Source organism: Streptomyces sp. TLI_171, assembly GCF_003610255.1.
Taxonomy (GTDB): Bacteria; Actinomycetota; Actinomycetes; order Streptomycetales; family Streptomycetaceae; genus Kitasatospora.
Map to the genome: position 1 here is coordinate 3,903,279 of NZ_RAPS01000001.1, position 19,164 is coordinate 3,922,442.

Annotated in this window: 16 protein-coding genes and 2 pseudogenes; 4 read left to right on the forward strand and 14 right to left on the reverse strand. The window is 74.1% G+C overall.

Features of this window, described 5'->3' with window-relative positions; genetic code table 11:
- Positions 1 to 3: 3 nt before the first annotated feature.
- The 5 genes and pseudogenes from BX266_RS17900 to BX266_RS17920 form a co-directional block, all read right to left on the reverse strand.
- Positions 4 to 1,584, reverse strand: a complete 1,581-nt coding sequence (locus BX266_RS17900; RefSeq protein WP_259465110.1) for a protein kinase domain-containing protein — start codon at positions 1,582 to 1,584, stop codon at positions 4 to 6.
- A 298-nt stretch (positions 1,585 to 1,882) separates the two neighbouring features.
- A pseudogene (locus BX266_RS17905) lies at positions 1,883 to 3,211 on the reverse strand (protein kinase); the annotation flags it as partial.
- 103 nt (positions 3,212 to 3,314) lie between these two features.
- Complete coding sequence (locus BX266_RS17910) at positions 3,315 to 3,923, reverse strand: bacterial proteasome activator family protein (protein WP_399169889.1); 609 nt, start codon at positions 3,921 to 3,923, stop codon at positions 3,315 to 3,317.
- Between the two features lie 91 nt (positions 3,924 to 4,014).
- Entirely contained in the window at positions 4,015 to 4,956 is a 942-nt protein-coding gene (locus tag BX266_RS17915) for a hypothetical protein (RefSeq protein ID WP_099901065.1), read from the reverse strand.
- Between the two features lie 139 nt (positions 4,957 to 5,095).
- Positions 5,096 to 6,064, reverse strand: a complete 969-nt coding sequence (locus BX266_RS17920; protein ID WP_099901067.1) for an NAD(P)H-quinone oxidoreductase — start codon at positions 6,062 to 6,064, stop codon at positions 5,096 to 5,098.
- 151 nt (positions 6,065 to 6,215) lie between these two features.
- Here BX266_RS17920 and BX266_RS17925 point away from each other — a divergent pair, with 151 nt between their 5' ends.
- Positions 6,216 to 7,322, forward strand: coding sequence for a TrkA family potassium uptake protein (locus BX266_RS17925; RefSeq protein WP_099901069.1), 1,107 nt, complete (start codon positions 6,216 to 6,218; stop codon positions 7,320 to 7,322).
- A 68-nt stretch (positions 7,323 to 7,390) separates the two neighbouring features.
- On the opposite strand, the gene BX266_RS17930 is transcribed toward BX266_RS17925, so the two are convergent.
- From BX266_RS17930 to BX266_RS17945, 3 genes and pseudogenes are all read right to left on the reverse strand, one after another.
- The gene (locus tag BX266_RS17930; RefSeq protein ID WP_099901071.1) at positions 7,391 to 8,608 is read right to left on the reverse strand and encodes a molybdopterin molybdotransferase MoeA; all 1,218 of its coding nucleotides are present in this window, start codon (positions 8,606 to 8,608) and stop codon (positions 7,391 to 7,393) included.
- 14 nt (positions 8,609 to 8,622) lie between these two features.
- Positions 8,623 to 9,606: pseudogene (locus tag BX266_RS40010) on the reverse strand (NTP transferase domain-containing protein).
- Between the two features lie 21 nt (positions 9,607 to 9,627).
- Positions 9,628 to 10,536 (reverse strand): MBL fold metallo-hydrolase, encoded by a 909-nt coding sequence (locus tag BX266_RS17945; protein ID WP_099901075.1) that lies wholly within the window; start codon positions 10,534 to 10,536, stop codon positions 9,628 to 9,630.
- A gap of 211 nt (positions 10,537 to 10,747) precedes the next feature.
- Between BX266_RS17945 and manA the strand changes: the two genes are divergently transcribed.
- Positions 10,748 to 11,941, forward strand: a complete 1,194-nt coding sequence (gene manA, locus BX266_RS17950; RefSeq protein ID WP_099901077.1) for a mannose-6-phosphate isomerase, class I — start codon at positions 10,748 to 10,750, stop codon at positions 11,939 to 11,941.
- On the opposite strand, the gene BX266_RS17955 is transcribed toward manA, so the two are convergent.
- Positions 11,938 to 12,507 (reverse strand): HD domain-containing protein, encoded by a 570-nt coding sequence (locus BX266_RS17955; protein ID WP_259464742.1) that lies wholly within the window; start codon positions 12,505 to 12,507, stop codon positions 11,938 to 11,940. The two genes, manA and BX266_RS17955, sit on opposite strands and share 4 nt — an antisense overlap.
- A gap of 103 nt (positions 12,508 to 12,610) precedes the next feature.
- Between BX266_RS17955 and BX266_RS17960 the strand changes: the two genes are divergently transcribed.
- Positions 12,611 to 13,822, forward strand: coding sequence for a GNAT family N-acetyltransferase (locus tag BX266_RS17960; RefSeq protein ID WP_099908001.1), 1,212 nt, complete (start codon positions 12,611 to 12,613; stop codon positions 13,820 to 13,822).
- A gap of 22 nt (positions 13,823 to 13,844) precedes the next feature.
- On the opposite strand, the gene dnaB is transcribed toward BX266_RS17960, so the two are convergent.
- Complete coding sequence (gene dnaB / locus BX266_RS17965) at positions 13,845 to 15,347, reverse strand: replicative DNA helicase (RefSeq protein ID WP_399171304.1); 1,503 nt, start codon at positions 15,345 to 15,347, stop codon at positions 13,845 to 13,847.
- A 580-nt stretch (positions 15,348 to 15,927) separates the two neighbouring features.
- Between dnaB and BX266_RS17970 the strand changes: the two genes are divergently transcribed.
- Positions 15,928 to 17,265 (forward strand): MATE family efflux transporter, encoded by a 1,338-nt coding sequence (locus BX266_RS17970; protein WP_099901082.1) that lies wholly within the window; start codon positions 15,928 to 15,930, stop codon positions 17,263 to 17,265.
- 101 nt (positions 17,266 to 17,366) lie between these two features.
- Here the strand turns inward: BX266_RS17970 and rplI are convergent, their stop codons facing one another.
- The 4 genes from rplI to rpsF all read right to left on the reverse strand — a co-directional run bounded on the left by rplI (position 17,367) and on the right by rpsF (position 19,121).
- Positions 17,367 to 17,813, reverse strand: coding sequence for a 50S ribosomal protein L9 (gene rplI / locus BX266_RS17975; protein ID WP_099901084.1), 447 nt, complete (start codon positions 17,811 to 17,813; stop codon positions 17,367 to 17,369).
- A gap of 17 nt (positions 17,814 to 17,830) precedes the next feature.
- Complete coding sequence (rpsR, locus tag BX266_RS17980) at positions 17,831 to 18,067, reverse strand: 30S ribosomal protein S18 (RefSeq protein WP_030457605.1); 237 nt, start codon at positions 18,065 to 18,067, stop codon at positions 17,831 to 17,833.
- A 65-nt stretch (positions 18,068 to 18,132) separates the two neighbouring features.
- Entirely contained in the window at positions 18,133 to 18,729 is a 597-nt protein-coding gene (locus tag BX266_RS17985; protein WP_099901086.1) for a single-stranded DNA-binding protein, read from the reverse strand.
- A 101-nt stretch (positions 18,730 to 18,830) separates the two neighbouring features.
- Positions 18,831 to 19,121, reverse strand: a complete 291-nt coding sequence (gene rpsF, locus BX266_RS17990; protein WP_030457607.1) for a 30S ribosomal protein S6 — start codon at positions 19,119 to 19,121, stop codon at positions 18,831 to 18,833.
- Positions 19,122 to 19,164: the final 43 nt, after the last annotated feature.

The following is a 19,164-nucleotide window of genomic DNA, read 5'->3' on the forward strand; positions in this document are numbered from 1 at the left end:
CGGCTACTGGTGGAGCGACAGCTGCGGCAGCCCCGGCCCGCCGGTCGGGGGGCCACCGGTGACCCCGCCGGTGGGCCCCGCGGTCCCGGTCGCAGTGCCCGTCGGGCTGGGCGAACCGGTCGCCGACGGCGAGTGCGAAGGGCTGGCCGAGGCCGAGGGCGACGCGGACGGACTCGCCGAGCGGGAGGCGGACGGCGAGGGCGAGGCGGTCGGCGGCTCCGACTGGTGGCTCGGGCTCTGACTGCGGGTCGGCGCCTGACTGGTGGGCCGCTCGCTCGGCGTCGGGGTGGTCGGGGCGCTGACCGACTGCACCGGCGTCTGCGGCTGCGGGTCCTTGTTCTTGTCGTCCTGATTGGCCGTCAGTGCCAGCGCGACGCCGATGGTGGCGGCCAGCACCAGCGCGACCGCGCCCAGCACCCAGCCCCACGGGTTGCGCCGCCGGCGCTCCTCCCGGCCGTCCTCGTCGTCCCCGCCGTTCCCGTTCCCGCTGCCGCCCGCCGCCGGGTAGGGCTGCGCGGGCGTCTGGTACGCCGAGGTGACCTGGTACGGCAGCGCCTCGGTCGGGCCGGTCCGGCCGCTGACCGGGTTCAGCGGCTCGGTCAGCGAGGAGGACCCGCTGGGCGGGCCGCTGTCCCACGCCCCGGCCGCAGCGGCGGCCGCCAGGCCCGCCGCACCCGCCGGGAAGCCCGCGCCGGCCGCCCCGTGCATCTGCCGCAGCGCGTGCTGCACGTGGGCGCGGAACTCGTCGGCGCTCTGGAACCGGTCGTCCGGGTTCTTCTCCAGCGCCCGCAGCACCAGCGCGTCCAGCTGCGGCGGCACCCGGTCGTTCGCCCGGGACGGCGGAACCGGCGCGTCCTGGACGTGCTGGTAGACCACCGACAGCGGCGTCTCGCCGGTGAACGGCGGCCGCAGGGTGAGCAGTTCGTACAGCATGCAGCCGGCCGCGTACAGGTCGGAGCGGTGGTCGACGGCCTTGCCGAGCGCCTGCTCCGGCGACAGGTACTGCGGGGTGCCCATCACCATGCCGGTCTGGGTCATGGTGGAGGCGGCGCCGGTCAGCGCCCGGGCGATGCCGAAGTCCATCACCTTGACCGCGCCCGCGGTGGTGATGATGACGTTGGCGGGCTTGATGTCCCGGTGCACGATGCCGTGCCGGTGGCTGTACGACAGCGCCTCCAGCACCCCGGCGGTGATGATCAGCGCCTGGTCGACCGGCGGCGCCGCCTCGTCCACCAGCAGCTCGCGCACCGTCCGGCCCTCGACCAGCTCCATCACGATGTACGGGGTGGACTCCCCGCCGTGCTGCTCCTCGCCGGTGTCGTAGACCGCGACGATCGAGTGATGGTTGAGCGCCGCCACCGCGTGCGCCTCACGGGTGAAGCGCAGCCGGGCGGTGTCGTCCTCGGCCAGCTCCGAGCGCAGCAGCTTGACCGCCACCGTGCGGCCCAGCCGGATGTCCTGGGCGGCGAACACCTCGGCCATCCCGCCCCGGCCCAGCCTGCGGGTCAGCCGGTAGCGGCCGTCGCCGACCGTGGCGAACGGAACCGCGCCGCCCCGCGCGGGAGTTCCGGACCCGACCGGCATCACCTCGGTGGGTCCGGTGGCGTCCGCGGGCCCGCCCGCGTGCTCGTCCCGGGCGCCCTCCGCGGGCGCGTCCCGGTGCTCGGTCCCGTCGTCGTCCGGTCGTTCGCTCTGACCCATCGCTCCTCGCCCCGGGCACTCGCTCGGCGCGCGTTCGCCCTGTCGGTTCCTTCCCCAGCACGCTACCGTCTCGCGCGCTCCGGCGTGGAACGGGACGGCGCGCGCGGGGGGCTCAGATCGAGGTCTGCGAGCCTGCCCCGGAGCCCAGTTCGAATACGGTGTTGAGCAGCGGCGCCCCGTAGTCGGACGACGAGTTCGATCCGGCCACCGCGATCGCCACGATGATGATCGCCAGAATGACCACACCGACGATCACACCGACCACGATCAGCGCGGTCGAACAGCCGTTGCCGCTGGCCGGCGCCTGGTAGGGCACGGTGAGCGGCCCCGGGACCGGGGTGTGCGCCTGCTGCGGGAACGGCGCCGGGGTGCTCTGCGGGAACCCCTGCTGGAACCCGGGCTGCGGGAACGGCTGCGGGGTCTGCGGCGCCTGCGGGAACGGCGGCGGGGTCTGTGCGACGTACGGCGGCGGGGTCTGCGGGCCAGGCATCGGCTGGTACGGCTGCTGCACGGACGGCGGCGGCGTGCGCAGATCCCCGGGCACCGGCGGGAAGTTGGTCAGCGAAGGCGCGGCGTGCACCGACCGCGGGCCCTCCCCGATCACCAGCGGGGTGGACGCCTGCAGCGGCGTGGTGCCGTGCTCCCCCGCCGCGACCCGCTCCACCTCCTCGCGCATCGCCTCCGCGGTCGGGAACCGGTGCGCCGGATCCTTCCGCAGCGCCCGTGCCACCAGCGCGTCCACCCCGGGGGTGACCGCCGGGTTCAGCGTGGACGGCGCCGGCGGGGTCTCCTGCACGTGCTTGTACGCGATCGAGAACGCCGAGTCCCCGTCGAACGGCAGCTGCCCGCTGAGCAGTTCGAACAGCATGCAGCCCACCGAGTACAGGTCGGACCGGGCGTCCACGCTCTTGCCGAGCGCCTGCTCCGGGGACAGGTACTGCGGGGTGCCGACCACCATGCCGGTCTGCGTCATCGAGGTGACGCCCGACTGCAGCGCGCGGGCGATGCCGAAGTCCATCACCTTGACGACGCCCTTGGTGGACACCATCACGTTCGCCGGCTTGATGTCGCGGTGCACCAGCCCCTGGTCGTGCGAGGCCTCCAGCGCCGACAGCACCGCCGCGGTGATCTTCAGGGCCTGCTCGTTGGGCATCGCCCCACGGGTCGTCACCTGCTCGTCCAGCACGTCCTTCAGCGAACGGCCCTCGACGAACTCCATCACGATGTACGGCGTGGTCGACCCGTCCGGCGCGACGTCCTCGCCGGAGTCGAACACCGAGACGATGTTGGTGTGCTGGAGCCGCGCCACGGCCTGCGCCTCGCGCCGGAACCGCTCCTTGAACGAGGCCTCCCGGCCCAGTTCGGTGTGCAGCGTCTTCACCGCCACCTGACGGTCCAGCACCGTGTCGTAGGCGAGATGGACCGACGCCATGCCGCCCTGCCCGAGCAACCGCTGCAGCACGTACCTGCCGTGGCCGAGCGAGTGCCCCCCGGTGCTGCCCTCTGTCATGGTCCCAGCTCCCCCTCGGCACGCGGCACTTCCGGACAGGGGTCAGGGTAGCGGTTCGGGGCCGCGCCGAAGCGCGGCCCCCGAAAGGCCACCGACGGTGCGGCTACAGGTACGGACCGGAGCGGATCCCGCGACCCGGTCCGGAGTCGTCCGGATCGCCCTCCGCCCCGTGCAGACCGGGCGGCAACGCCCGCCGCATCTGCTCCAACTGGGCCCGGGCCGCCATCTGCTGGGCGAACAGCGCGGTCTGGATGCCGTGGAACAGGCCCTCCAGCCAGCCCACCAACTGGGCCTGGGCGATGCGCAGTTCGGCCTCGGTCGGAATCACGTCGTCGGCGAACGGCAGCGACAGCCGCTCCAGCTCCTCGACCAGCTCCGGCGCGAGGCCCAGCTCCAGCTCCTTGATCGAGCTGGCGTGGATGTCCTTCAACCGCGCCCGGCTCGCCTCGTCCAGGGGCGCCGCCCGCACTTCCTCCAGCAGTTGCTTGATCATGCTGCCGATCCGCATCACCTTGGCCGGCTGCTCGACCATCTCGGTCACCGGGAGTTCGCGCGGCTCGTCGTCGTCGCCCCGCCCGAGACCGGAGACCGGCGCGGTGCCCACCGCCATCCCGTCCGGACCGACGATCAGCACCTTCGGGCTGTCGTCGGGGTTCCCGCCCGCCGCCTGGTACGGCTCCTGCTGCGACCGCTCGTTCATCGGGTTGGTCATAGCTCCTTCATATGCTTCGTCCACCACGAAGGTCAACGAAGCTGCCCCCGGGAAAGTCCCGGACGGCGCCCTCCGGCGTCCCGGACCGGGCTCACCTGCGGCGCAGCTTCAGACCCACGAGCCCGAAGCCGAGCCCCATCAGCCCCAGGCCGACGCCCAGCGGCAGCTGGAGCGCCGAGGGGTCGTTCCAGTGCACCGGGCCCACCGCCCGGGCCGGCCCCGCCGCCAGCGCCCCGCCCGCCAGCGGCGGCTGCTCCGCCGCGGCGGGACTCGCCGGGATCTCGGCCGCATCCGCGTCCTGGCCCCAGCCCAGCGCCGGTGCCTGCGCCGTGGGCACCGCCCGCGGCTCCGGCAGCGCCGGCTGCCCGCTGTCCTCCGGCGCCGGCGCGGTCCCGTCCGCCGACGGCGCCGGCTGCGGCCCTACCGGAACGGCCGGAACCACCGGCTGCTGGTGCCGCCCGTGCTCGTGGGCCCCGGGCGCTTCCGGCGCCGCGCTCGGCGAAGGCGAGGGCGAGGGCGAAGGGGAGGGCGAGGGTGACCCGGAGGGCGAGGGCGAAGCGGAGGGGGCGGACGGGGGCGATGCGTCGGGCGAGGGCAGCGCGGAAGCCGGGGCGGAGGGCCCCGCCGGGCCGTCCTCCGAGGCCGGCGCGGACGGTTCCGCGGGAGCGTCCGGCGAGGCCGCCGTCCGGGTCGCCGTGGCGCTGGTGCCGGGCACCGCCGGGACCGGCACGGATATCGCGCCGTCGATCGGGCCGACCGGATCCCCGGCCCCGGGCAGCGGACTGCTCGCCGTGGTCGCCCCGGCCAGTTGCTGCAGGGCCGCGTCCAGCTGGGCCTGCGTCTGCTGCCGCGTGGCGTCCAGCTGCGCCTGGGCCTGTTGCCTGGCCCCGGCCGCGGGGTCGGCGGCGAGCGCGGGGACGGCCAGCAGCAGCGGCAGAGCCACGCCGGTCAGCGCCGCCCAGCGGCGCAGCGGGGTCGAGCAGGCGGTGGCCCGGGACGGAGCCGAGGATGCGACGGAGCGGCGAGCAGGCATCGAAGCAGGTCCTCCCGACGGCCGCCCGCACCGAGGTGCGGGCGGAGGCGGAACAGCTTGTGACCAGACTCACATACTCGGACACTCCGGGCATTTCCACCGCCACACCCACGGGTGAACGGGGCCCTCGCGGAGCTCGCTAGAGCGCCAGGACGACCTTGCCGACCTGGGTGCCCGCCTCGACCACCCGGTGGGCCTCCGGGGCGTCGGTGATCGGCAGGACACGGTCGACGACGGGCCGGACCACCCCGGCCTCGACCAGCGGCCAGACGTGCTCCCGGACGGCGGCGACGATGGCGGCCTTCTCGCCGAGCGGACGGCCGCGCAGGTTGGTGGCGACCAGGGCGGCGCGCTTGGCGAGCAGGGTGGAGAGGTTGACCTCGGCCTTGATGCCGCCCTGCAGCCCGATCACCACCAGGCGACCGTTGACGGCCAGGGCGTCGATGTTCCGCTGCAGGTACTTGGCGCCGATGATGTCGAGGATGACGTCGGCGCCGCCGAGCGCGGCGAGTTCGGCGGTGAAGTCCTGCCGGTGGTAGTCGATCAGCACGTCGGCGCCGAGCTCGGCGCAGCGGGCGAGCTTCTCGGGGCTGCCCGCGGTGACCGCCACCCGGGCCCCGACCGCCTTGGCGAGCTGGATCGCCATGGTGCCGATGCCGCTGGCCCCGCCGTGTAGCAGGACGGTCTCGCCGGGGCGCAGGTGGGCGACCTGGAAGACGTTCGACCAGACCGTGCAGGCGACCTCCGGCAGGGCCGCGGCCTGCTCGGCCGTCAGGCCCTTCGGGACGGGCAGCAGTTGCCCGGCCGGGACGGCCACCTGCTGGGCGTAGCCGCCGCCCGCGAGCAGCGCGCACACCTCGTCACCGACCGCCCAGCCCGCCACGCCGGGGCCGAGCGCGGCGATCCGGCCCGCGCACTCCAGGCCGGGGTAGGGCGAGCTGCCCGGCGGCGGGTCGTAGAAGCCCTGGCGCTGCAGCAGGTCGGCGCGGTTGACCGCGGTGGCGGCGACCTCGACCAGCACTTCGCCGGCCGCCGGAACGGGATCGGGAACCTCGGCCCAGACCAGCCGCTCGGGTCCGCCGGGCTCGGGAATCGTGATGGCTCGCATGGCCGCCACGCTACGCCCCCGGCCGCTCCACACCCCTTCCCCCCGCCGTCAACTGTCAGCCCGTCAGGGCGTGCGCTCCCGGGCCGACAGGGTGGCGACACTCCGGCCCCGGGGTGGGTCGGGGGCGTTCGCACCCCGCATCCTTGTGCCTGTGCCGAACTCCATCCCGCCCACCGACCAGGGTGCCCGGCCGTCCCGTCTGACGCTCAGTCGCTTCCGGGACAGCGGCACCGACACCACCGACCCCATCCGCCGGATCGCGCTGCCCGCCCGGCCGACCCGCCCGCCGCTGCGACAGGTCGGCAGCCGGCTGCTGCTGGCGCTGGGCGTGCTGATCGCCACCACGCTGATCGTGTACCTGGACCGCGACGGCTACAACGACAACGCGGACAGCTCGGTCAGCTTCCTGGACGCGGCGTACTACGCCACCGTGACCCTCTCCACCACCGGCTACGGCGACATCACCCCGGTGAGCGACGGCGCGCGGCTGATCAACATCTTCGTGATCACGCCGATGCGCGTGGTCTTCCTGATCATCCTGGTCGGCACGACTCTCGAAGTGCTCACCGAACGCACCCGCCTGCAGTGGCGGATCGAACGCTGGAGGAACACCGTGCGGGACCACACCGTCGTCATCGGCTACGGCACCAAGGGCCGCAGCGCGGTCGACACCCTGCTCGGGCAGGGCGTCCTGAAGGACTCGATCGTGGTGGTCGACCCGCAGGCCAAGGCGATCGAGCAGGCCACCCACGACGGCCTGGTCGGCGTGCTCGGCGACGCCACCCGCGCCGCCACCCTGCTACGGGCCGAACTGCCGCGCGCCGCGCAGGTGGTGGTCGCCCCGCAGCGCGACGACACCGCCGCGCTGATCACCCTGACGGCCCGTCAGCTGAACAAGGGCGCCACCGTGGTCGCGGCCGTCCGCGAGGACGAGAACGCCCCACTGCTGCGGCAGAGCGGCGCGGACGTGGTGGTCACCTCCTCCAGCTCCGCGGGCCGGCTGCTCGGCATGTCGATGCTCAGCCCGAACGCCGGCTCGGTGATGGAGGACCTGCTCACCTACGGCAACGGGCTGGACGTCGTCGAACGGCCGGTGACCAAGGCGGAGGCCGGGCTCAGCCCGCGCGAGCTGCCCGATCTGGTGGTGGCGGTGGTCCGCGGCCGCCGGGTGCTGAACTACACCGAGCCCGAGGCGGCGGTGCTGCAGCTCACCGACCGGCTGATCGTCATCAAGCCGGCCGTGCCCGTCGCGCACTGACCTACGGCTGCCGACCGGGGCGGGCCGGAGCGGTCGGTTCCACGTGGAACATCGCCCGGCCGCGGCGGTCAGGGCAGCGGCAGCAGCTCGGCGCACTCTCCCGCCGCCAGGCCGCCGGGCGGGACGACCGCCAGCGCCTCCGCGCGGGCCAGGCCGCGCAGCATGGCCGGGCCGTCGTGCGGCAGCGGGGTCGGCCCCGCCGCGGTGCGGCGCACCGGGTGCAGCCGGGTGTCGACCGGGTGGCCGGGCAGCGCCTCGGCCAGCGGCTCCAGCGGGCCGGTGACGGGAACCGCGCGGCCGGACAGCGCGTGCAGCAGCGGCAGCGCCAGCGTGAGCGCGCCTGCCACGGCGGCCAGCGGGTTGCCGGGCAGGCCCACCAGGTGCCGGCCGCCGGGCAGCGCCGCCAGCAGCATCGGGTGGCCGGGCCGCACCGCGACACCGTCCACCAGCGGGTGCCCGCCGGTGGCCTCCAGCGCCGCGTGCAGGAAGTCCACCGGCCCGGAGGCGGTCCCGCCGGTGGTCAGCACCAGATCCGCGGGCGAGTGCCGGATGGCGTCCCGGAGCAGCCCGAAGTCGTCCCGGACGTAACGGCTGCCGATCAGTTCGGCCCCCGCTGCGGCCAGCCAGGGCGGCAGCAGCGGGCCCAGCGCGTCCCGCACCCGGCCCGGGCCCGGCAGCCCGGAGGTCAGCAACTCGTCGCCCAACACCAGCAGTTCGACGGTCGGACGACGGTGCACGGCGAGCAGGTCGTGCCCCGCCGCGGCGGCCAGCCCGAGCACCGCCGGGGTCACCGCCACCCCGGCGGGCAGCAGCTCCTCGCCCCGCCCGCACTCCTGGCCGCGCGGCCTGACGTCCTGACCGGGGCCGACCTCGCCGTGCAACACGGCGGTGCCGCCCGGGAGTTCGGTGAGCGTCCCGTGCTCGCGGCGGAGCACGCCGGTGGCCCCCGGCGGCAGCTGGGCACCGGTGGCGATCTCCACCGCCGCGCCGTCCGCGAGCGGGGCGCACCGCTGGCCCGCCAGCACCCGGCCGGACAGGCGCCACGGGCCCGGACCGGCCACCGCCCAGCCGTCCATCGCCGAGGTGTCGAAGGCGGGCAGGTCGGTCAGCGCCGCCAGCGGCTCGGCCAGGGTGCGCCCGGCCGCCGCGTCCAGCGGCGCGCGCTCCACCGGCAGTGGTCCGGCCGCCGCCCGGGCGGTGCGCCGGGCCAGCGGCCACGGGCAGCCGCGCAGCGTGGGCGCCGCGGAGGTCAGCCGCACCTCGCCGGTCGGGTCCGCCGTTCCCATCCCCGCCGCGCCGCTCACCGCTGGGCCGGGCCGTCCGCCGCGCCTGCCGGCGCACCGTCCGTCCCGCCGTCCGTCCCGCCGTCCGCGGCGGCCCAGCGCTCGGCCAGCGCGGTCACCTTGGCGTTGGCCTCGGCCACCGCCGCCGCCCCACCGCCGTGCCGGGCCGCCGCGTAGCCGACCAGGAACGCCGTCAGCGGCGCGGCCGGGCGCTCCACGCCGTGCGCCACCACCCGCGTCATGTCCAGCAGACCCCGGACGTCCACCGCCAGGTCGAGGCCCAGTTCGGCGCCCGCCGCAGCCATCCACTCGTCCAATGTGCGCTCCATGACGCCCATGCTGCCCGATCCCGGTCGCCGCGGACCGCTTACCCCGTGAGCGCCGCGGTTCGTTTCGCTCACCGCACGCCGAGCACGGCCGTGAGATCAGCCGTCGCCCGCCCGGCGGCGGGCCGCCGCCAGCTCCGCCCAGGTGTCGCAGTCGAAGGACGCACCCGCCGGATCGGGCACCGCAGCCAGCCGCAGGCCGTCGGTCAGCCCGCGCAGCGGGCGGCCCGCCGGATCACCCAGCTCGGCCAGCGCCCCGCGCAGCGCGGCGGTGCGGTAGACCGCGGCCAGCGGCTGGGCGCGGCCCCCGGCGTCCACCAGCTGCGCGCCGTCGTCCGCCGCCCCGACCGCGGCCAGCAGGCGGCCCACCGCCGAGGCGTCCAGGAACGGCAGGTCGGCGGCCAGCAGCAGCACCAGCGGTGCGGACACCGCGGGCAGCGCGGCCGCCACCGCGGCGACCGGCCCGCCGCCCGGCGGCTCCTCCCGCAGCCAGCACACCCCGGCCCGCTCGGTCGGCCGCTCGGGACCCACCACCAGCACCTGGCGCGCCCCCGCGCAGGCCGCCAGCACCCGGTCCAGCAGCGGACGCCCGCCGACCGTCAGCGCCGCCTTGTCCACCCCGCCCAGCCGGCGCCCCGACCCACCGGCGGCCACCACCGCGTCGTACTCCGTCATCCCGGCAGTATCACCGGTCGATCACTGGTCGCCCTCGACGATCTCGGCGTCGATGATCCCGTTGTCCTCGTGCGGCACCTCGGCGCGGCGGACGTTCGCGGCGGCGCCGAGCTCCAGGATGGCCGGCAGGGTCAGCCCGCCGTAGCGCTCGTTCATCGCGGCGGCCAGCGCCTCCGCGTCCTCGGGGTGGTCGTGCAGCGCCTCGTCGAAGTCCCGTAGGTAGCCGGCGGTGAAGACCAGCACCCGGTGCGCCGCGTCGTCCGCGCCGGGCGCCCGGTGCCCGGCGATCACCCGGTCCACGCCCAGGTCGGCGATCCGGCCCAGGTTGTGCGACCACTGGTCACGGGCCGCCGGATCGGTGTCGGCCGTCCACACGTGGGTGCCGTTGTAGACGAAGTCGCCCGCCACCACGGTGCGGATGCTCGGCAGGTGGGTGATGGTCGAACCGGCGCAGTCGCCCTGGCCCAGCTGCAGCACCCGGATCAGCTGACCGTCGATCATCAGCGGCTGCGGCAGCAGCGGCGCCGGGAGCAGCGGCAGGTCCGGGATGTCGTCGCCGTACACCGGCTTCCACTGCGCGACCTTCGCGGCCGCGGTCTGCCCGATCCCCTCCACCACGGACGGTGCGGCCAGCAGCTGCGCGGCCGGGAACAGCCGCAGCACCTCCTCCGCGCCGAAGTAGTGGTCGGGGTGCTGGTGGCTGACCACGATCGCCAGCAGCTGACGGCCCTTGCCAGCGATCCACTCCGCCAGCTCCCGGCCCGCGCTGCGGGTCAGCTGGGCGTCGACCAGGATCGCCGTCCGCTCGCCCATGATCAGGCTGGAGGTCGCGAAGAACGCGCTCTCCGGGCCGGTGAACACCTCCACCTCCAGCGGGCGGAAGGCCGGCGCATCGTCCGCGCCGCCGCGGTGGGCGCTCTGGTCGGTCACGGCTGCTCCCCTGGTCGGTGCGGTGGCAGGCCCGGCTCGGCCCGTACCGACCAGCCTGGCCGGTGGACCCCGGCGGTGCCGGGTGTGCGCGCCCAGGAGGGTGATCAACGGCCGCCCCGGAGCGGCCACCCGGGTCAGCTATTGTCGGGTGGCCCGCGCACCGGCCGACACGGCGCACACACACCTGCACCCACGCATTCGGGAGTACCTGATGGACCGGCTCGACAACACCGTCCGCGACTACGCCTGGGGCTCGGCCACCGCCATCCCCGAGCTGCTCGGCCGGCCCGCCGACGGGACCCCGCAGGCCGAACTGTGGATGGGCGCACACCCCGGCGCGCCGTCCCTGGTCGACCGCGGCGACGGCCCGGTCCCGCTCGACCGGGTGATCGCCGCGGACCCCGCCGCCGAGCTCGGCGCGGCCGCCGTCGCACAGTTCGGGCCCGCGCTGCCGTTCCTGGTCAAGGTGCTGGCCGCCGCCACCCCGCTCTCCCTGCAGGCCCACCCGACCCGCGAGCAGGCCCGCGCCGGGTACGCCGACGAGGAGACCCGCGGCGTCCCGGTCGACGCGCCGCACCGCAACTACAAGGACGACAACCACAAGCCCGAACTGATCTGCGCGCTCAGCGAGTTCGAGGGCCTGTGCGGCTTCCGCACGCCCGCCGCCGCGGCCGACCTGATGGCCTCGCTGGAGGTGCCGCAGCTCGACCCGTTGATCGAGCTGCTGCGCACCAAGCCCGAGCCGGAGGCGCTCGCCGGCGCCCTCGCCGAGGCGCTGCGGCTGACCGGCGAGCACGGCCGGGAGACCGTCGAAGCCGTCGCCCGCGCCGTCACCGCCGCCGCCCCGTCCGACCCCACCGGCGCGCTGGCCGGCTACGCCTTCGCCGCCGCCGAGTACCCCGGCGACCCCGGCCTGGTCGCCGCGCTGCTGTTCAACCACGTCCGGTTGCAGCCCGGCGAGGCCCTGTACCTGGGCGCCGGCCTGCCGCACGCCTACCTGCGCGGCACCGGCGTGGAGATCATGGCCAACTCCGACAACGTGCTGCGCTGCGGGTTCACCCCCAAGCACGTGGACGTCCCCGAGCTGGTCAAGGTGGTCGAGTTCCGCAGCGGCCGCCCCGAGATCCTCCGCCCCGAGGCCGGCCCGGACGGCGAGCGGCTCTACCCCGTGCCGATCGACGAGTTCCGGCTCTCCCGTTACGACCTCGCCGACCGCCCCGCCGTCCTGCCCGGCGACGCACCGCAGATCCTGCTCTGCACCGCGGGGACGGTCGAACTAGCCGCTGCCGGACAGACCCTGACGCTCGCCCGGGGCCAGTCCGCGTTCCTGCCGGCGGACGGCGCCGAGACGGTGCTCACCGGCTCCGGCGCCACCGTCTTCCGCAGCACGGTCACCCTGTCCTAGCCGAGCCGCCCCACGTCGACCGGGAAGCGCGCCTGGTACGCCAGGCGCGCCTCCGCGCCGTCCCCGAGATCGGTCAACTCCTCGTCCAGGGCCAGGAACTCGGCCCAGCGCTCACCGCCGCCGGCCCGCACCAGGGCGTCGACCAGCAGGTCCTCCAGCTCCGGCAGCCGCTTGTTCTTCCACACCTTGTCGGCCAGGCTCACCAGCAGGTCCTCCACCCCGGAGGACGGCCCCCAGCAGGCGTGACCGGCCGCGAACCGGGCCAGCCGCGGCTCCACGCCCGCCGCCAGCAGCAGCTCCCGCCCGGCGGGCTCGTGCGCCGAACCCGGGCCGGACAGCTCCGCCCGGTGCACCGCCTTGCCGATGTCGTGGGTCGCCGCACCGAACAGCACCGCCGCCCGGTCGAAGGACAGGCCCGGACAGCGGGCCGCCGTCCAGTCGGCCAACCGGACCGCCACGTCGTGCACCAGTCGCAGGTGCGCCACCAGCCGCGGCGGAGCCGCCGCCCCGGCCAGCAGCAGCGTCACGTCGTCCGGCAACGGATGCAGGGTCAGGTCGTCGTCCACGGCGGGCGACGCTATCCCGCCGGTAAATCGCTTGACCACACCCCGGTGCCCGGCTGCACTGAAGCCGGACAGCGCACGGCACCGCGGGGAGGCAGCGGCAGTGATCGAGATCCGTCCGACCACCGACGAGGACTTCGACGTCTTCGTGGACACCATGCACGCCGCGTTCGCGCTGTTCCGCGAGGAGACGGACGAGGGCCGCACCGGTGCCTGGTGGTCGGCGTTCGAACTGGACCGCGGCCTGCTCGCGGTGGCGGACGGGCGGCCGGTGGGCACCGCCGGCGCGTACACCCTCGAACTGACCCTGCCCGGCGGCGCGATCGTCCCGGTCTCCGGGGTGACGGCCGTCGGCGTGCTGCCCTCGCACCGACGGCGCGGCGTGCTCACCGCGATGATGCGCCGTCAACTCGCCGAACTGCGCGCCCGCGGCGAGGCCGTCGCCGTGCTGCTCGCCTCCGAGGCGCTGATCTACCGCCGCTTCGGCTACGGCCCCGCCACCTACACCCAGCGCTACACGGTCCCCAAGCACCGCGCCGCCCTCACCCCGCCGCGGGCCGGCGCCACCGACCCCGGCACGGTCGAGCTGCTCCGCCGCAGCGACGCCGTCGAACTGCTGGAACAGGTCTACGACCGGTACCGGCGCACCCAGCCCGGCGCGGTCTCCCGGCCGCACCGCTGGTGGGCGCGCGGCGCCGGCCAGCCCCCGGTCTCCTCCGCCAAGCCGCGCTACATCGCCCTGCACCGGGACGCCGACGGCGTCCCCGACGGCTACGCCAGCTACTCGGTCGAGGACCCGCGCTCGCTGGTCGTGGACGAGACCGTCGCCGCCACCGACGCCGCGTACTCCGCGCTCGCCCGCTACCTGCTCCAGCACGACCTGGTCCAGGAAGTCGTGTTCAAGCACTTCCCGCCCGGGCACCCGCTGCCCTGGCAGCTCGCCGACTACAACGCCGGGCAGCCCGGCAAGCACACCGACTGGCTCTGGGTCCGGGTGCTGGACGTGCCGGGCGCCCTCACCTCCCGCGGCTGGTCCGCCGACGGCGAGCTGGTCCTCGACGTCGACGACCCGTTCCTCGGCGAACACCACCGCCACCTGCTGACCGTCCGCGCCGGCCGGGCCGGGTGCGTTCCCACCGACCGCGAGCCCGACCTCTCGCTCGACATCAGCGACCTGGGCTCGATCCTGCTCGGCGGCACCACCCCCGGCACGCTGGTCCGGGCCGGCCACATCCGGGCCCACCACCCGGCCGCCGCCGCCCTCGCCGACGCCCTGTTCCGCGCCGAGCGCGCCCCGCACTGCCTGCACTGGTTCTGACCGGCCGACAGCTGCCGCACCGTCAGGTGACGTCCCGGGTCATGTCGACGAAGCGCGAGTAGTGGCCCTGGAAGGCCACGGTGATGGTCGCGGTGGGACCGTTTCGGTGCTTGGCGACGATCAGGTCCGCCTCGCCCGCCCGCGGGGACTCCTTCTCGTAGGCGTCCTCGCGGTGCAGCAGGATCACCATGTCGGCGTCCTGCTCGATCGAGCCGGACTCGCGCAGGTCGGAGACCATCGGCTTCTTGTCGGTGCGCTGCTCCGGACCACGGTTCAGCTGGGACAGCGCGATCACCGGGATCTCCAGCTCCTTCGCCAGCAGCTTCAGGTTCCGGGACATGTCCGAGACCTCCTGCTGCCGGCTCTCCGCCCGCCGCGAGCCGCCCGCCTGCATCAGCTGCAGGTAGTCGATGACCACCAGCCGCAGGTCGTTGCGCTGCTTCAGCCGCCGGCACTTCGCCCGGATCTCCATCATCGACAGGTTCGGCGAGTCGTCGATGTACAGCGGCGCCGCGCTCACCTCCGGCATCCGCCGGGCCACCCGGGTCCAGTCGTCGTCCGTCATGTTGCCCGACCGCATGTGGTGCAGCGCCACCCGCGCCTCGGCCGACAGCAGGCGCATGGCGATCTCGTTGCGTCCCATTTCCAGCGAGAAGATCACGCTGGGCAGGTTGTTGTGGATCGAACAGGCCCGCGCGAAGTCCAGTGCGAGCGTGGACTTGCCCATGGCCGGGCGGGCCGCGATGACGATCATCTGGCCGGGGTGGAGGCCGTTGGTGAGCTGGTCGAAGTCGGCGAAGCCGGTGGGGACTCCGGACATCTGGCCGGAGCGGGAGCCGATCGCCTCGATCTCGTCGAGGGCGCCCTCCATGATGTCGGCGAGAGGGGCGTAGTCCTCGTTGGTGCGCTGTTCGGTGACGGCGTAGATCTCCGCCTGGGCGGCGTTGACGATGTCGTCGACGTCGCCCTCGGCGGCGTAGCCCATGCCGGCGATCCGGGTGCCGGCCTCGACCAGGCGGCGCAGCACGGCGCGCTCGTGGACGATCTCGGCGTAGTACTCGGCGTTGGCCGCGGTGGGAACGGAGTTGACCAGGGTGTGCAGGTAGGAGGCGCCGCCGACGCGGACCAGTTCGCCGCGCTTGGTGAGCTCGCCGGCCACGGTGATCGGGTCGGCGGGCTCTCCGCGGGCGTAGAGGTCGAGGATCGCTCCGTGGATCAGCTCGTGGGCGGGCCGGTAGTAGTCGGCGGGCTTGAGCACCTCGACCACGTCGGCGATGGCGTCCTTGGAGAGCAGCATGCCGCCGAGCACGGACTGTTCGGCCGCGAGGTCCTGCGGGGGGACGCGTTCGAAACCCTCGCCGCCGAAGCCGGACTCGCGGTCGCCGTCCCGGTCCCGGCGCTCGCCCTTGCCGGGGAACCGGTCGCCGCCCTTGCCGTCGCGGCGCTGGAAGCCCCCGCCACCGCCGCTGCCGCCGCTGGAGCCGTTCGGTCCGGCCGGGGTGTTCGAACGGCGGGTGACGGGCAGGCGGTCGCCCGGGCCGTCGGGGAAGGCGTCGAGCGGGAAGGCGTCGTCGGACGGCTGCCAGTCGTCCTCCGGGGGCGGAGGGGCGTCGTGGTCGTCGTACTGGGGGCCGGTCACGCGTGTTCCCCGTTCAGCGAGTGGTGCGAGTCGGTGCGGGCCTGTCCGGTGGCGCGCTGTCCTTCGGCGCACTGTCTTTCTTACGCCACCGAGCCGACAGATCCGGCCGCGTGTGCGGGGCGGTGTCGCGCGGCCACCAGGGTCCGGTCCGGAGCCACGGTACGGGGGGCCGGGCGGTTCCTCCAACATGGTTATCCACAGGGCATGTGGATAAGTGTCCGAAGGCTGTGGAGAACCCCCGGAAAGCTGTGCACAACCCTGTGGACACTACTGTGGATAACCACACGATCGCCCTGGCGTCAACTCGCTGACCTGCAACTACTTCTTCCGCCGCCTGTGCATGAGAAATTCTTCACACGGCTGGGGAGGGACCCGTCCAGGTGTTCGATCGGCCGTTCGATCCAGCGTCCAGGTAAGAGCTGAAATGGCTTTGCAACACTTACCTGTGGATGAGTACTCTTGGCCCATGCCCGTCAGATCCACAGCCGCCGCCGAACGCCGCCGACACGACCGGGAGATCCTCGCCCTGGCCGTCCCGGCCTTCGGCGCGCTGGTCGCCGAACCGCTGTTCCTGATGGCCGACTCCGCCATCGTCGGGCACCTCGGCACCGCCCAGCTGGCCGGGCTGGGCATCGCCTCCGCCGCGCTCACCACCGTGGTCGGGGTGTTCGCCTTCCTCGCCTACGCCACCACCGCCGCGGTGGCCCGCCGGATCGGTGCCGGCGACCGCCGGGCCGCCGTCCAGCAGGGCATCGACGGGATCTGGCTGGCGCTGCTGCTCTCCGTGGCCATGGTGGTGCTCACCCTGGCCCTCGCCCCGCAGGGCGCCCGGCTGCTGGGCGCCTCCGCCACCGCCGAACCGTACGCGGTGACCTACCTGCGGATCAGCGCCCTCGGAGTGCCCGCGATGCTGCTGGTGCTGGCCGCCACCGGCGTGCTGCGCGGCTTCCAGGACACCCGCACCCCGCTGCTGGTGGCGATCGGCGGGTTCACCGCCAACCTGCTGCTCAACCTGGGCCTGGTGTACGGCGCCGGTCTCGGGGTGGCCGGCTCCGCCTGGGGCACCGTGATCGCGCAGAACGCGATGGCCGCGGTGTACGTGGCCGTGGTGGTCCGCGGCGCCCGCCGGGAGGGCGCGAGCCTGCGGCCGGACCGGGCCGGGATCCGGGCCTCCGCCCGGGCGGGCGGTCCGCTGCTGATCCGCACGCTGAGCCTGCGGGCGGTCCTGCTGCTGGCCACCGCGGTGGCCGCGACCCTGGGCGACGCCGAGGTGGCGGCCCATCAGATCACCATGACCGTCTGGTCCTTCGTGGCCTTCGCCCTGGACGCGGTGGCGATCGCCGGGCAGGCGATCATCGGGCGCTACCTGGGCGCGGGCGACCTCCCCGGCACCCGCGGGGCGACCCGGCGGATGATCGAGTGGGGCGTGGGCGCGGGCGTGCTGTTCGGCCTGCTGATGGTGCTGGCCCGACCGCTGTACGTCCCGCTGTTCACCGCCGACCCGACCGTGCAGGCCCAGCTCTCCACCGCGCTGCTGCTGGCCGCGCTGACCCAGCCGGTCGGCGGCCTGGTGTTCGTGCTGGACGGCGTGCTGATGGGCGCGGGCGACGGCGCCTACCTGGCCTGGGCGATGCTGGCCACCCTGCTGGTGTTCGTCCCGGCCGCACTGGCGGTCCCCGCGCTGGGCCTCGGCCTGGCCGGCCTCTGGTGGGCGATGAACCTGTTCATGCTGAGCCGGGCCGCCTTCCTGGTCGGCCGGGTGCGCACCGGCCACTGGATGGTCACCGGCGCCGTCCGGGCGTGAGCCGCACCGCCCTGGCGCCCGTCGAAGGGCCCGGACCGCACAAGGCCGGAGGGCCGGACCCCGCGAACGGGATCCGGCCCTCCGGTGCGTTACGGCTGCGCTCAGGCGGCGACGACGTTGACGTCGAGGTTGGCCTGGACGTCGGCGTGCAGCTTGACCGAGACCTTGTGGGTGCCCACGGTCTTGATCGGCGAGGCGATCGCGACGGCGCGCTTGTCCACGGCCGGGCCGCTGGCGGCCTTGATGGCCTCCACGACGTCGGCCTGGGTCACCGAGCCGAACAGGCGGCCGGCGTCGCCGGAGCGGACCGACAGCTTGACCTGCAGGCCCTCGAGCTTGGCCTTGACCTCGTTGGCGGCCTCGAGGGTCTGGATGGCGTGGATCTTCCGGGCGCGACGGATGGCGTCGACGTCCTTCTGACCGCCCTTGGTCCAGCGGATGGCGAAGCCACGCGGGACCAGGAAGTTGCGGGCGTAGCCGTCCTTGACCTCGACGACCTCGCCGGCGCTGCCGAGGCCGGGGACCTCGTGAGTGAGGATGATCTTCATTCTTCGGTCACCCTCTCTTAGCGCGTGGTGGAGGTGTAGGGCAGCAGGGCCATCTCACGGCTGTTCTTCACGGCCGTGGCGACGTCACGCTGGTGCTGGGTGCAGTTGCCGGTGACCCGGCGGGCACGGATCTTGCCGCGGTCGGAAATGAACTTCCGCAGCAGGTTCGTGTCCTTGTAGTCCACGTACGTGGCCTTGTCCTTGCAGAAGACGCAAACCTTCTTCTTCGGCTTGCGAGCAGGCGGCTTCGCCATTGTGTGCTCCGTTAGGTACGAGATCTGTCAGCGTTGCCGGGCCCACCGGGCCCGGCCCGCACCGCTTAGAACGGGGGCTCTTCCGAGAAGCCGCCACCGGACGGGGCACCCCAGCTGCCGCCCTGGTTGCCGGACGACGGGGCGCTGGACGCCCACGGGTCGTCGGACGGACCGGACTGGCCGCCACCGGAGCTGCCGCCCCAGTTGCCGCCACCCTGCTGGCCGCCGCCGCCGTAACCGCCGCCACCCTGCTGGCCGCCGCCGCCGAAGCCGCCGCCACCGCCCGGACCACCGGTCCGGTTGGCGCGGGTGACCTTGGCGGTCGCCGAACGCAGGCTGGGGCCGACCTCATCGACCTCGACCTCGAAGACCGTCCGCTTCTCGCCTTCCTTGGTCTCGTAAGACCGCTGGCGCAGTCGGCCCTGCACGATCACGCGCATGCCGCGCTGCAGGGACTCGGCCACGTTCTCCGCGGGCTGACGCCAGACGTTGCACGTGAGGAAGAGGCTCTCGCCGTCCTTCCACTCGTTGGTCTGGCGGTCGAAGGTGCGCGGAGTGGACGCGATGCGGAACTTGGCCACCGCGGCACCCGAGGGGGTGAAGCGGAGCTCGGGGTCGTCGACGAGGTTGCCGACGAGGGTGATGACGGTCTCGCCTGCCATGTGGTGATGACCTCTCGGAAAGAAGTTCTGCGGTGCTCGTCAGCGGTGTTCCACGTGGAACACCGGACGTGAGCCCTCCGGCGCGGACGCCGGAAGTGGGCTCAGTGGGTGTCCGGGCGCAGGACCTTGGTCCGCAGAACCGACTCGCTCAGGCTGAACTGGCGGTCGAGCTCCTTGACGACCTCGGGCGTGGCCTTGAGGTCGATGACCGAGTAGATGCCCTCGGACTGCTTGTTGATCTCGTACGCCAGGCGACGACGACCCCAGGTGTCGACCTTCTCAACCTTGCCGCCGCTGGTGCGGACGACGTTGAGGAAGCTCTCGATCAGGGGAGAGACAGCGCGCTCCTCGACCGAGGGGTCGAGGATGACCATCACCTCGTAGTGACGCATGTGTAACCCACCTCCTTTGGACTCAACGGCCACGGCGTTTCCG

Excerpts from the sequence above, each read along its gene's own strand:
- BX266_RS17900 (WP_259465110.1), bottom strand. The coding sequence starts at position 1,584 with ATGCCGGTCGGGTCCGGAACTCCCGCGCGGGGCGGCGCGGTTCCGTTC.
- BX266_RS17910 (WP_399169889.1), bottom strand. The coding sequence starts at position 3,923 with ATGACCAACCCGATGAACGAGCGGTCGCAGCAGGAGCCGTACCAGGCG.
- BX266_RS17915 (WP_099901065.1), bottom strand. The coding sequence starts at position 4,956 with ATGCCTGCTCGCCGCTCCGTCGCATCCTCGGCTCCGTCCCGGGCCACC.
- BX266_RS17920 (WP_099901067.1), bottom strand. The coding sequence starts at position 6,064 with ATGCGAGCCATCACGATTCCCGAGCCCGGCGGACCCGAGCGGCTGGTC.
- BX266_RS17930 (WP_099901071.1), bottom strand. The coding sequence starts at position 8,608 with ATGGGAACGGCGGACCCGACCGGCGAGGTGCGGCTGACCTCCGCGGCG.
- manA (WP_099901077.1), top strand. The coding sequence starts at position 10,748 with ATGGACCGGCTCGACAACACCGTCCGCGACTACGCCTGGGGCTCGGCC.
- BX266_RS17970 (WP_099901082.1), top strand. The coding sequence starts at position 15,928 with ATGCCCGTCAGATCCACAGCCGCCGCCGAACGCCGCCGACACGACCGG.
- rplI (WP_099901084.1), bottom strand. The coding sequence starts at position 17,813 with ATGAAGATCATCCTCACTCACGAGGTCCCCGGCCTCGGCAGCGCCGGC.
- rpsR (WP_030457605.1), bottom strand. The coding sequence starts at position 18,067 with ATGGCGAAGCCGCCTGCTCGCAAGCCGAAGAAGAAGGTTTGCGTCTTC.
- BX266_RS17985 (WP_099901086.1), bottom strand. The coding sequence starts at position 18,729 with ATGGCAGGCGAGACCGTCATCACCCTCGTCGGCAACCTCGTCGACGAC.
- rpsF (WP_030457607.1), bottom strand. The coding sequence starts at position 19,121 with ATGCGTCACTACGAGGTGATGGTCATCCTCGACCCCTCGGTCGAGGAG.